Here is a 13,069-nt window from a genome sequence, read left to right on the forward strand (position 1 = left end):
ATCTCCGAGAGTTCAACTCTTTTCCGTTGTTGGTTAGAGTTGGATTAGCTATGTACGGACTGTTTACCGTGATTTGCCAATCAACGAGTCGCACTTAGATTTAGGTTGTTGAGTTCGATAGTCTGGGTGTTGCTGCTTGCGCTCTAAGAGCGTTTTCCGAACGAATGCCAGCACTAAGCTGGGCACACTTCTGAACTCGGAATCAGCCCATTCTTGCAAAACCTCATATTCTTCAGGGTTCACCCGGATGGTGATTACAGGCTTTTTGGAAGGCATTGCTTGTTTGCTCGCATACATTAATACCCATTATCTCTACTCTTTACCTTCAAACACTTGTCCTCGGGTAATACACCTGTCTTCATATAGCTTTAAAAGTTGCTTATGTTAACAGGTGTTACACCTGACATTTAGTATAGCACCGCAGCGTTGCGATCGACTCTACAGCTCAAAAACCCAGAATAATTATCAAAAAAGGGGCAACTCGCGTCACCCCTCATCTATTTAACCAGCCGCAAAATTAAACTTCCACAGCAATCTTTTGTTCCGAAGCCTCCGGCGAATTCGCTTCACTTGGCGGCACAACTTGCCAGAACTTCGGCAAATATTCCGACCAATTTGCGAGAATCTTCGCGGCTTTTTTGCTGCCCGTTCGATCGCACTGCATCTCAATCAACTCCTTCAACTGCGCTTCCCCAGCGGCTGTAGAAACCCGCTGCATCTTGACAATCTCCCCGTTGACGTGAGCCGGGAAATTGCCATCTTCATCGAGGAAATAACCCAAGCCGCCAGTCATTCCAGCGCCGACGTTCCGGCCGACTTTTCCTAGGACGACGATCACGCCACCAGTCATGTACTCGCAACAGTGATCGCCTGCACCTTCAATGACTGCTTTCGCCATTGAGTTACGCACCGCAAACCGTTCGCCCGCTTTACCCGCAGCTAACAGGGTTCCGCCCGTCGCGCCGTACAAGCAAGTGTTGCCAACGATCGCATTTTCGGCTGCATCATACGTCGCACCAATCGGCGGTTTGATCGCAATTTCGCCACCGTGCATCCCCTTACCAACGTAGTCGTTAGCTTGGCCAGACAGTACCAGCGTCATCCCCGGCAAATTGAACGCGCCGAAGCTTTGGCCCGCGCTACCCGTGCAGTTGAGGGTAATTTCACCGCTAAAGCCGGTGTTGCCGTGTTGCAGCGCGATCGCACCTGATAAACGCGCTCCCACAGTGCGATCGGTATTTACCAATGTTACATTCTTGCTGACAGTGCCGTGATTGCCGATCGCACTTTGAATCTCAACATCCGCCAACAATTCGTCATCCAGCACAGGCCCGTTGGTGTGAATGTCGCCGTGGACTAAGAAAGATCGATCGCCCTTAGTATCCGGTAACTTCGTCAAACAATCCAAATTAATCGCTTGAGTTTTAGTTAGTTTCACCCCATCCCGCATCTTCAGCAAATCCGCGCGGCCGATGATATCTGCGATCGACTTATAACCCAACTTCGCCAACAAACTCCGCACTTCTTCTGCTACGAAATAGAAGAAATTAACCACGTGTTCCGGCGTTCCGGGGAACCGTTTCCGCAAGTGTTCCTGTTGAGTTGTGACGCCCACAGGACAACTATTCATGTGGCAAACGCGAGCCATAATGCAGCCTTCGGCAATCATTGCCACGGTGCCGAAACCGTACTCTTCGCCGCCCATCAAAGCGCCGATAATTACGTCCCAACCAGTTTTGAAGCCGCCGTCAACGCGCAGTAAAACTCGATCGCGCAACTTGTTCTCAATCAGCACTCGGTGAACTTCGGTCAATCCGAGTTCCCACGGAGAACCTGCGTGTTTAATCGAACTAAGTGGAGACGCACCGGTGCCGCCGTCGTGGCCGGAAATTTGAATCACATCAGCATTTGCCTTCGCAACGCCCGCTGCTACAGTGCCGATACCGACTTCCGATACCAACTTCACCGAAACACCCGCTTTCGGATTGATTTGATGCAAGTCAAAAATCAACTGCGCCAAATCCTCGATCGAATAAATGTCGTGGTGAGGAGGAGGCGAAATCAAAGTGACACCCGGTTTCGATCGGCGCAAATAGGCGATGTACTCGCTCACTTTCGGCCCCGGTAATTGACCGCCTTCACCCGGTTTCGCACCTTGTGCGACTTTAATTTCGATTTGTTTGGCGCTCATCAGATACTCAGGAGTTACCCCGAAACGTCCTGAAGCTACCTGTTTGATGGACGAACAGGCTGTATCGCCGTTCTGCAAACCTTTTAAGTGAGGTAGGGTTTGTGAGAAACCGGCCGCGCTCACATCGTTCAGCACATTGTATCGAATCGGGTCTTCGCCGCCTTCGCCGGAGTTGGATTTGCCGCCGATGCGGTTCATTGCAATGGCGAGTGTTTCGTGGGCTTCCGGCGACAAAGCGCCGAGAGACATTCCGCCGGTGGCGAAGCGTTTGACAACATCTGCTACAGATTCGACTTCTTCGATGGGGATGGAAGGGCGATCGCTCGCAAAGTCGAGCAAATCTCGTAAAGCCGTAACCGGGCGGTTTTCTAGCTGTTTTTTGTAAACCTCGTAATGATCGTAAGCCGTTTTTGCTTCAGTGCGAGCGTCCCCGCTCGCGGCGGGAGAGACTTCGGCCCCGTTACCGTTACCGTTAGTATCAGCCTTAAATGTAGCCACAGCCTTGTGCAAAGCCTTGGCCATTTCCGGGCTGTTCATGTGATATTCGCCACCTCGGCGGTACTGCACGAAGCCGAAGTTTTCCAGCTTTTTCTGGAGTAATTCGGGGAAAGCCTGAGAGTGGAAAGACATTACCTCGTTAGCAAGTTCAGCGATACTCAAACCGCCGATTCGAGACACAGTGCCTTTGAATCCCAAATTGAGCAGATCGGCGCCAATGCCGATCGCCTCAAAGATTTGCGCGCCTTGATAGCTAGACAGCAGCGAAATCCCCATTTTCGACATAATCTTCAGCAAGCCGTTTTCTACCGCTGTGCGATATTTAGCTTGAGCCTCAGTGACGGTAATCTTGGGAACTTTGCCATGTTCCATCAAATTTTGAGTTTTGGTGTCAAACCACCAGCCGCGCACGCTTTCCAGTGCTAAATAAGGGCAAACTGCGATCGCGCCGTAACCAATCAAACACGCGAAGTGGTGAGTGCTCCAGCACTGCGCCGTATCCACAACCAGCGAAGTTTGCATCCGCATCCCGACGCTAATTAAGTGGTGGTGAACTGCACCAACTGCTAGCAAGGGGGGAATGTAAGTGCATTCATCACTCAATCCCACAGCAGCAGATTCGCCTTTTTTCTGCGATGGTCGATCGCTCAAGATCAGAATTCTTGCGCCCGATCGAATTGCCTCCACAGCATCTTGACAAAGTTGCTCGACTGCGCTTTGCAAGCCAGCAGGCCCGGAAGTAATTTTGTAAAGAGTTGACAGTTGCTTTGCAGGGAAAGACTTTTGGTCTTTCAAGAAAGACAGTTCACCGTCGTTGAGTACGGGGGAATCAATTTTTAGCAGCTTGGCATTTTCCGGTGTTGCTTGCAGTAAATTGCCGCGCAAACCCATATTCATTGTCAGCGACATCACCATCCCCTCGCGCAGGGGGTCGATCGGCGGATTTGTCACTTGAGCAAACCGCTGTTTGAAATAGTTATAAAGTAACTGAGGCTTTTCTGACAACACAGCTAAGGGAATGTCATCGCCCATGCAGAAAGTCGGTTCTTTTCCAGAACTTGCCATCTCCACAATTACCATATCCAAATCTTCGGCGGTGTAGCCAAAAGCAGTTTGGGTGGCTAACAGGGCTTGCGAGTCGAGGGTTGCGGTTTCGGCAAAAGGCTGAGGTTGCAAGGTTTCGCGGTGTTGTTTGAGCCATTCGCCGTAGGGGTGGCGCTTCGCAATCCGCTGTTTTAGCTGCCAATTTTTGAGAATTTCCTTGGTTTGCAAGTCCACTGCAATCATTTGTCCGGGCCCCAAGCGGCCTTTTTCGACGATATCTGCTTCGGGAATATCGACAACTCCGGCTTCGGAGGCGACAATTACCAAACCGTCTTTAGTAATGCAGTAGCGGGCTGGACGCAAACCGTTGCGATCGAGCGTAGCACCTACTTGCTTGCCATCGCTAAATACCAACAGCGCCGGGCCATCCCAAGGTTCTTGAATACCGCTGTAATATTCGTAAAAATCGACAATTTCGGGATAGGGAACCAAATCCGGCTGATTTTTGTAGGCTTCGGGCACCATAATTGTCAGCGATTCCAGGGGCGATCGGCCGGAGTGCACCAACATTTCCATCACGTTGTCCAAGTTTGCCGAATCGCTGCTTTCGGAGTTGACAATGGGATTGAAGGTGTCGATGTCGGCTTGACTCCAATTCGGGTGAGATAAATTCGCTTGTCGCGCTTTCATCCAGGTAATATTGCCCAACAGCGTATTAATTTCGCCGTTGTGTCCCAGCAAGCGCATGGGTTGGGCTAGGTGCCAGCGGGGCATGGTGTTGGTGCTGAAGCGGCGGTGATAGACGGCAAAGGCGCTTTTATAAGCGGGATTTTTCAGATCGAGGTAAAATTCTCCGAGTATTGCCGATCGCACCATGCCTTTATAGACGATCGTGCGGGAAGAAAAAGAGCAACTATAAAAGTCTTGGCGGGTGAAGCCTGGGCGATCCGATAGCGAGTGTCCGATCGTGCGGCGGGCGAGAAATAACTGTCTGTCGAGCTCATCTCCCTGCAAATTCGGTGAACTTACGATGATTTGTTCAATTTGAGGTTGATTTTCTCGTGCTTGCGGGCCCAAAACCGACGGTACAACGGGAACTTTGCGCCATCCCACCACAGTGAAACCGCGTGCTTTCACAACTTCCTCAACCACCTGCCGCGCGGTATTGGCTTGACTTTCATCTTGAGACAGAAACATCATTCCTACCCCGCAGTTTTCCTGTGGTGGAGGCACAATTCCCTGTTCGGCAAACCAAGTATGCAACAATTCCCAAGGAATTGCAGTCATCAAACCTGCGCCGTCGCCAGAATCGGAGTCTGCACTGCAACCGCCGCGATGTTCCAGACAAGTTAAGGCTGGGAGGGCTTTTTGAATAAGTGAGTGCGTAGCTTCGCCGCTTTGATTGGCAATAAACCCCACACCGCAGGCATCTCTTTCTTCCACTAACCAGTTTTGGCCGGCAAATGGAGTTCCTCGCTCAGTTTGATGCACGTTGCTGTTTAGATCGATCGTGTTACCCATGTTGATTGAATGTTATTTCTGTGATTGTGTGGTTGATTTGTTTTTATAGCTCGGAGAGAGAATGCTGCCGAGCGGTGGGAGTCTAGTAAATCTTAAAACAGCACATAGCAAGCTGATTCGATAAAAATTTACGTAGATGCTTCCTGTACGTAACGCGGAAACCCTGTTTGGAGATTTTAAATTATCTCGATCGCATCGCTTCGGAGATATCTCGCAAAATACGCTGCGGTTAAAAAGCAGCGATCCTTTGATAAATTGCCGCCCTGCAACTAGATATATTGGGGGCGATCGAGTTTTTTGCGTGTTTTTTCCTGAGTCCGCTCGATCGCCTTGCAGCGAACATCAGTAAATAGTAACTTTAGCTTTATTTTGTTCACTGCGGTGTTTAGTTGCTTTCGTCAGCGCCCCAGACATAAAAGACACCTGCTCGCGGGCGTGAGTAGGTGCAAGTAGTGTTGTAGCAGCGAGGCTCACAACTAATTAAACCCTGCCTTAATATTATGCAACTAACTACAGCCAACTACACAGCCAAAGAAATTAAGATTATCCAATAAAATTAGAATTTTTTACCGTTGTGCTATAAGACAGGCGTTTTTGAAGGTTAATGGTTTTAGGTTTCCAGAATAAAAAAATGCACATTAGACAAAAACGGCTAGTAGCAGCTAACAGAAGGCGATCGAGTGTTTGGCCCTGGATATTGTCAGTGTCGATTTCACCCGTACTGGCGACGATCCTTCTGTACTCAGTCTGGAATCAACCTGCAACAGCCCAAGAGAGTCGGAGTGGCACAGGCATCTTGCCTGTGGCCCAAAAGAGCGGGCTAGAAGCCCACCCCACAAACAAAGGCTTGATAAATGGTGGCACAGGCATCTTGCCTGTGGCCTCTGGGGGCATCTTGCCTGTGGCCTCTGGGGGCGGGCAAGATGCCCACCCCACAAAGAAAGGCTTGATAAATAGTGGCACAGGCATCTTGCCTGTGGCCTCTGGGGGCGGGCAAGATGCCCACCCCACAAATAGCTTGATGGATAGTGGCACAGGCATCTTGCCTCTGTCCAAGAATAGTGCAAAGTCTGAGTTAAAACTGATGACTCAATCTATACCGCCAGTTGCCACAATCAAACAAGGTCGCCAAATCTCCCTCAACGGGCGGATCATTCCCTTAGCTTGGACTCAACAGCCAACAAACAGCAATTCTGCGAACATCCGAACTTGGATTGCCGACATTGGCTTAATGCAATCTGCCGGAGTCGATTTGCTGTCCACCGCCGACAGTACCAAACAACCTGTACAGTGGTTTTCCGTATCTTTAAGTAATGCTCAAAGTTTGACAGTGCGATCGACTGGTGCGTATCGTTACTTAGATATTACCGATTTTGCTAAACTTGCCGGTTGGCAAATATCGATCGACAATAATCTCCTAAAAATCACCACTCAAACCGCAAATGTCACCGGAATTCGGCAAGCAGCCAGAGAAACGGGCGATCGCATTGTTCTCGATCTCGATCGCGCCGCCCCGTGGCAAGTTAACTTTGTGGATACACCCAGCCCATCACCAACAGACGACCCCACAAAACCCGCTATCCCTTTGCAGGTCAGCCCCGTAACACCAAACCTCGAAACACCAGACGACCCGACAAAACCAGCATTCTCGCAGCCGCTAGCACCCGTACAGGCGATCGCCAGTCAAGAATGGTCGATCGCGATCGATGCCAAAGTCGATCGCACTTTGGGCGATCGCATTTTTGCAACCAGTCAGCAATTGCGATCGCTAAAAATCGAACCTGCGGGGAATCAAACCAGAGTAAAAGTACAAATTCCCTTAGGCTGGCGGCCGCAAGTTTTCAGTTTAGGAAATCCCCATCGATTAGTAATCGACATTCGCCCAGACTCGTTAGTAGAAAAAGACATTGCTTGGGCGGCGGGAGTTCGATGGAGACAACAGTATCAAAATTTAGGAACAGCGCGTTTCCCGGTATATTCCTTAGAAGTGAATCCGCGTCAATCCGGCATCAAAATTCGACCGTTGTTGAGCAATCCGCCGACAGAGAAAGGTAGTGCACCTTTATTACAAACAGCGGAACTTTCGGGAACGGCTGCTGCAATTAATGCCGGATTTTTCAATCGCATCAATCGACTAGCTTTAGGTGCGATTCGGCGGGATACGAAATGGCTTTCCGGGCCGATATTGAATCGCGGGGCGATCGCTTGGAACGATCGAGGCGAATTTGCGATCGATCGTTTAACTTTGCAAGAAACTTTGATAACTTCAGCAAATCAGCGTTTATCTATTTCCCAGTTAAATAGTGCCTACGTGGAATCGGGAATCGGCCGTTACAATCCAGATTGGGGAGGGACTTATACTCCGTTTTCCGACGATGAAATAGTTGTCACAGTTGCGGGCGATAGAGTTGTCAGTCAATCCCCCGGAGGTGCCACGGGAAAAACCAATTTTCCAATTCCAGGAAACGGTTATATTTTAGCTTTGCGTTCCGATTTGTCTCCTGCATCCCAATTGCTAGCAGGAAATTTATTGCGTTTGGAAACTAACACAATTCCGGCTAATTTCAACCGCTTTCCCTACATTCTCGGTGGCGGGCCGGTGTTGGTAAAAAACAGTCGAGTGGCTGTGGATGCGAAGGCGGAAGGCTTTAGCGATGCGTATGTTCGACAGACGGCGATTCGGAGTGCGATCGGGCGCACTGCTGCGGGGAATTTGCTAATTGTAGCTGTGCACAATCGCGCGGGCGGGGCCGGCCCAAATTTCGCGGAACTGGCGCAGATATTGCAGCAAATGGGTGCTGTGGAGGCTTTAAACTTGGATGGGGGAAGTTCGACAAGTTTGTATTTGGGAGGCAGTTTGCTCGATCGCCCGCCGTCTACTGCTGCGAGAGTCCATAATGCGATCGGCATTTTCATTCAACCTTAAATAAATCGAAAAAAAAGGTTCGATCGTTCGGACTTCATATCAAATCCGGTAGCATGGGAATTGTTAATCTCTCTATTCTCTCTGTGTCCTCTGCGTTCTCTGCGGTTAAATCATTCCGATGCAACCGGAAACGATATCAGTCCTTCTTTCTGAGGACTCAAGTCCTGACTGCAAACTTAATTGGCGATCGCACCAACAAACCTTCGCAAAGTCGTAGCATAGCGATCGCCAGCGACCTCCATTAAATCGTTGTGTCCGGCGCGATCGACCCAAAAATTAAGTTTCGGCTGCTTAGCAGCCGCAAAAAGCTGCTCTCCGTGCCAAAACGGCACCACCCGATCTGCCTTACCGTGAATTACTAAAACGGGCGATCGTACTTTACCAATTTTATCAACATTCACAAACTTATCAAATGGCAAAAGCGGAATCTGCGTCAACACCCGAAAAACCGAAACAAACGAACTTTCAACCACCAAACCGCCCACAGATTGCCGCGAAGCCAAATCAATAGCCGGCCCGCCACCAACAGAACGTCCGTACACAATAATCTGCTTAGGCGGAACTCGCAACTGTTCGGTTAAATAACCGTAAGCCGCCGAACTATCGCGATAAACATTATACTCAGAAGGCTTTCCCTGACTCGTACCGTAACCTTGATAATCGTAAGCAAATACAGCAAACCCGCTATCTCGAATCTCTCGCAAAACCGACCAAATATATCCCAAATCCTCTGCATTGCCGTGACTGTAAAGTATGGTATATTGGGCTTGGGGGTTCGGAAAATGAACAGCAGAAATTTTCAGACCATTAGCTGAGCTAAGTTTAATGATTTCGCTGGTATCCTGGTAGCCAGCAGCGGGAGGTTGAAAAATCAACCTGTCTGAAAAAAAGACTGCGTAAAGACACAGAAAAGCGTAGATAAAAATTATAGAGCTAAAGACTCGTTGGACAGAGAATTCCCCGAAAAGTAAAAGGTTCATATTTTTTTTATTCCAATTTGCCATAACTCAATGCCCATAATTTAATAAGATTTAATTGAGACTTTGTTCATTGCGAGAAAAAACATGGCACTACAATACCCCGATGACCTAAAATACCTAGACACTCACGAATACATCCGACTCGAAGGGGAAATAGCCACGATCGGCATCAGTTCCTTTGCAGTTGACCAACTCGGTGATATTGTGTTTCTAGATTTGCCTGAAGTCGGTGCAGGGTTGGAAAAGGGCGAACCATTCGGTACAGTCGAGTCAGTGAAAGCAGTTGAAGACTTGAAAGCGCCTGTGACTGGTACAGTCGTAGAACGCAATGATGACATTATAGAGTCTCCCGAAAACTTGGCTGAAGATCCCTACGGCGCTGGCTGGTTTCTGAAAGTGCGCGTTGACAACGCTAGCGATGCGGATGATGCTTTGTCGGTTCAAGACTATCGCAAAATGGTAGAAGGGGAATAGGGCATGGGCCAAACAGGGCATGGGGCATGGGGTTCCTTGATTCTTCCACAATCCGCCAGGGGTTGAAACCCACGGGGCTTTTAGCACAAGTCGTCTAAAGACGACTGATACCAAATCCGACTTAAATACCCCTTTGATCTCTTCGCCAGCTAAAGCAGACTTCGTTTAACTCGCTTTGCGGTTTCAACCACCGACTTTAATCTACAGTCGTCTTCAGACGACTTCTGCTATGAGACAGGGGTTTCAACCCCTGTCGGACTTTGATAGACGCAGAAAATCTTCCTTGTTCTCTTTGCGAAATGTTACAAAGTAATAAGAAATCCATTCAGGAGAATCAGCCTTGGTACTCTACAGCCCGCAAATTGAACCCAACCAACAGCAAAACCTTTCCCCCATCGACGGTTTTGCGGGAAGACATATTGGCCCAACACCCAGCGAAATCCAGCAAATGCTAGATGTTTTGGGTATTTCCAGCCTCGATGAGTTAATTGACAAAACGATTCCAGCGGCGATTCGCATGAATCAACCCCTACAACTTCCCGCAGCCAAAAGCGAGTACGCTGCTTTGGCAGAATTGAAAGAAATTGCTGCTAAAAATCACGTATTTCGATCGTACATCGGGACAGGATATCACAACTGCATCACACCCCCAGTTATCCAGCGCAATATCCTCGAAAATCCGGGCTGGTATACAGCCTACACTCCCTACCAAGCCGAAATTGCCCAAGGGCGATTAGAAGCTTTGCTGAATTTCCAAACCATGATAATCGAGCTCACGGGTTTGGAAATTGCTAACGCTTCCTTGCTGGATGAAGCGACTGCGGCTGCGGAAGCTATGGCGGTGAGTTACGCCGCTAATAAAAATAAAGCACAAGCGTTTTTTGTCTCGCAAGATTGTCACCCTCAAACCGTGGAAGTGGTGCAAACTCGCGCTAAACCGCTGGGAATTGAAGTGATTGTCGGCGATCATCAAAGCTTTGAGTGCGATCGTACTATCTTCGGTGCACTTCTGCAATACCCAGCCACCGATGGCGCAATTTACGACTATACCGATTTTATTCGATCGGCACATCAAGCCGGCGCCTTAGTCACAGTAGCCGCCGATATTTTGAGTCTTTGCATCCTCACACCCCCCGGCGAATTCGGCGCTGACATAGCCGTAGGAAGCACCCAGCGCTTCGGAGTGCCGATGGGATTCGGAGGGCCCCACGCAGCCTATTTCGCGACGCGAGAAGAGTTTAAACGGCAAGTTCCAGGGCGAATTGTTGGCGTTTCCAAAGATGCTAACGGCAAATCTGCTTTACGTTTGGCTTTGCAAACTCGCGAACAGCACATCCGCCGCGAAAAAGCAACTAGCAATATTTGTACCGCCCAAGTTTTGCTAGCAGTGATGGCGAGTATGTATGCTGTTTATCACGGCCCGTCTGGACTCAAACAAATTGCCGAACAAGTACGCAGCTTAACCGCAATTTTAGCATCTGGCCTTTCCAGTTTTGGATACGCAATTGGCGATCGACCTTTCTTCGATACTCTCCGGGTAGAATTGGGAGATAAACCGCTATCGGAAGTTCTCCAAGCCGCTCAAAATCGCCACATTAATCTGCGGGTGTTCGATGAAACAACCGTGGGGATTACTCTGGATGAAACTGTCACGGCGGGCGATGTCAAAGAGTTGTGGAAAATCTTTGCACGGGAGAAGGATTATATCAGGGGTGACGGCGAGAATTCTCTGAGCGTTCCGCTGAATGCAGACGCCTTCACTTCCTATATGATGTTACCTGAGTTTTGCGATCGGACAACCAGTTATCTCACCCATCCAGTTTTCAACAGCTACCATTCCGAAACCGAACTGTTGCGCTATATGCACCGTTTAGAAGCCAAGGATTTATCGCTAAATACATCGATGATTCCCCTAGGTTCATGCACGATGAAATTGAATGCCACAGCCGAGATGGTTCCCGTGACATGGGCGGAATTTGGTAACATACATCCCTTTGCACCGCGCAACCAAACTCGCGGCTATCAAATGATGTTTGTGCAACTCGAACAATGGCTAGCAGAAGTCACCGGTTTTGCCGGAATTTCCTTGCAACCAAACGCAGGTTCCCAGGGCGAATATGCGGGATTGTTAGTAATTCACCAATACCACGAACACCGAGGCGAATCTCACCGCAATATCTGTTTAATTCCCCAGTCAGCCCACGGTACAAATCCGGCTAGCGCGGTGATGGCGGGGATGAAAGTAGTTGCTGTCGAGTGCGATTCCCAGGGCAATATTGATGTCGCCGACTTGCAAAAGAAAGCCGACAAACACAAAAATGAATTAGCTGCTTTGATGGTAACATATCCATCTACCCACGGCGTGTTTGAGTCGGAAATCAAAGAAATTTGCGAGATTGTCCACAACTGCGGCGGACAAGTTTATATGGACGGGGCTAATATGAATGCTCAAGTTGGTTTGTGTCGCCCCGGTGATTTTGGTGCTGATGTTTGTCACTTGAATTTGCACAAAACTTTCTGTATCCCCCACGGTGGTGGCGGCCCCGGCATGGGGCCGATTGGAGTCATGTCTCATTTGGTGGAATTTTTGCCTTCTACTGATACAGAATTAAGAACTTACCCCCCCCAACCCCCCCTTGCTAAGGGGGGGAGCAAGATAGAATCGTCCCTTGGTAAGGGAGGCGGTGAAATATCGCAATCAGTTGGTGCTGTTTCGGCGGCGCCTTGGGGAAGTGCGAGCATTTTGACTATTTCTTGGATGTACATTCGGATGATGGGAGGAGTTGGTTTAACTGAGGCAACGAAGGTAGCAATTCTGAATGCGAATTATATGGCGCAACGGTTAGAATCCTATTATCCGGTTTTGTACAAAGGGAAATCTGGTTTAGTCGCCCATGAGTGTATTCTGGATTTGCGACTTCTCAAAAAAACCGCAGGGATTGAAGTCGATGATATCGCCAAACGCCTGATGGATTACGGCTATCACGCGCCGACAGTTTCTTGGCCTGTCGCCGGTACGGTGATGGTGGAACCGACGGAAAGCGAATCGAAGCAGGAATTAGACCGTTTTTGCGATGCGATGATTGCGATTCGTGGGGAGATTGCCGAGATTGAAAATGGCAATGTTGACGCGCAAAATAACGTCTTGAAAAATGCGCCACACACCGCAGAATCTCTGATGGTTGATGAGTGGAATCATCCTTATACTCGCGCCGAAGCTGCTTATCCGACTCCTTGGACTCGCGAATATAAGTTTTGGCCTGCGGTGGGCCGGATAGATAATGCGTTTGGCGATCGTAATTTCGTCTGTTCTTGTTTGCCAATGGAAGCTTACACTTAAGGTTCAAATCCATCAGTCTCAATTCATTTCCGTCTCCTAAATCTCCGTCTAAAGAGATAGAATTTGGGTAAAACTAGGTAATTTAGGAGATTTTT

The 13,069-nt window shown here is 49.0% G+C and carries 7 protein-coding genes; 4 read left to right on the forward strand and 3 right to left on the reverse strand.

What is annotated here, in order from left to right; all coding sequences use genetic code 11:
* Positions 1 to 63: 63 nt before the first annotated feature.
* Together JGK16_RS27195 and JGK16_RS27200 are read right to left on the reverse strand one after the other, a co-directional pair.
* Positions 64 to 276 carry a hypothetical protein gene (locus JGK16_RS27195; RefSeq protein WP_293203519.1) on the reverse strand — a complete coding sequence of 71 codons (213 nt, stop codon included), beginning with the start codon at positions 274 to 276 and terminating at the stop codon, positions 64 to 66.
* A 241-nt stretch (positions 277 to 517) separates the two neighbouring features.
* Positions 518 to 5,254, reverse strand: a complete 4,737-nt coding sequence (locus JGK16_RS27200) for a glutamate synthase-related protein (protein ID WP_293193263.1) — start codon at positions 5,252 to 5,254, stop codon at positions 518 to 520.
* Positions 5,255 to 5,390: 136 nt separating this feature from the next.
* On the opposite strand from JGK16_RS27200, the gene JGK16_RS27205 reads away from it, so the two are divergent.
* Positions 5,391 to 5,603: a hypothetical protein gene (locus JGK16_RS27205; RefSeq protein WP_293193262.1), complete on the forward strand. Its 213-nt coding sequence runs from the start codon at positions 5,391 to 5,393 to the stop codon at positions 5,601 to 5,603.
* A gap of 282 nt (positions 5,604 to 5,885) precedes the next feature.
* Entirely contained in the window at positions 5,886 to 8,180 is a 2,295-nt protein-coding gene (locus JGK16_RS27210; RefSeq protein WP_293193261.1) for a phosphodiester glycosidase family protein, read from the forward strand.
* Positions 8,181 to 8,356: 176 nt separating this feature from the next.
* Here JGK16_RS27210 and JGK16_RS27215 read toward each other — a convergent pair whose 3' ends face one another.
* Positions 8,357 to 9,184: an alpha/beta hydrolase gene (locus JGK16_RS27215; protein ID WP_293193260.1), complete on the reverse strand. Its 828-nt coding sequence runs from the start codon at positions 9,182 to 9,184 to the stop codon at positions 8,357 to 8,359.
* A gap of 60 nt (positions 9,185 to 9,244) precedes the next feature.
* Between JGK16_RS27215 and gcvH the strand changes: the two genes are divergently transcribed.
* Positions 9,245 to 9,634, forward strand: a complete 390-nt coding sequence (gcvH, locus tag JGK16_RS27220) for a glycine cleavage system protein GcvH (RefSeq protein ID WP_293184463.1) — start codon at positions 9,245 to 9,247, stop codon at positions 9,632 to 9,634.
* 340 nt (positions 9,635 to 9,974) lie between these two features.
* Entirely contained in the window at positions 9,975 to 12,974 is a 3,000-nt protein-coding gene (gene gcvP, locus JGK16_RS27225; RefSeq protein ID WP_293193259.1) for an aminomethyl-transferring glycine dehydrogenase, read from the forward strand.
* Positions 12,975 to 13,069: the final 95 nt, after the last annotated feature.

Source organism: Microcoleus sp. PH2017_09_SFU_O_A, assembly GCF_020738625.1.
Classification (GTDB): domain Bacteria; phylum Cyanobacteriota; class Cyanobacteriia; order Cyanobacteriales; family Microcoleaceae; genus Microcoleus.

Bases quoted from the DNA above. Each gene is read 5' to 3' on its own strand.
- JGK16_RS27195 (WP_293203519.1), bottom strand. From the start codon at position 276: ATGCCTTCCAAAAAGCCTGTAATCACCATCCGGGTGAACCCTGAAGAA.
- JGK16_RS27200 (WP_293193263.1), bottom strand. From the start codon at position 5,254: ATGGGTAACACGATCGATCTAAACAGCAACGTGCATCAAACTGAGCGA.
- JGK16_RS27205 (WP_293193262.1), top strand. From the start codon at position 5,391: ATGCTTCCTGTACGTAACGCGGAAACCCTGTTTGGAGATTTTAAATTA.
- JGK16_RS27210 (WP_293193261.1), top strand. From the start codon at position 5,886: ATGCACATTAGACAAAAACGGCTAGTAGCAGCTAACAGAAGGCGATCG.
- JGK16_RS27215 (WP_293193260.1), bottom strand. From the start codon at position 9,184: ATGGCAAATTGGAATAAAAAAAATATGAACCTTTTACTTTTCGGGGAA.
- gcvH (WP_293184463.1), top strand. From the start codon at position 9,245: ATGGCACTACAATACCCCGATGACCTAAAATACCTAGACACTCACGAA.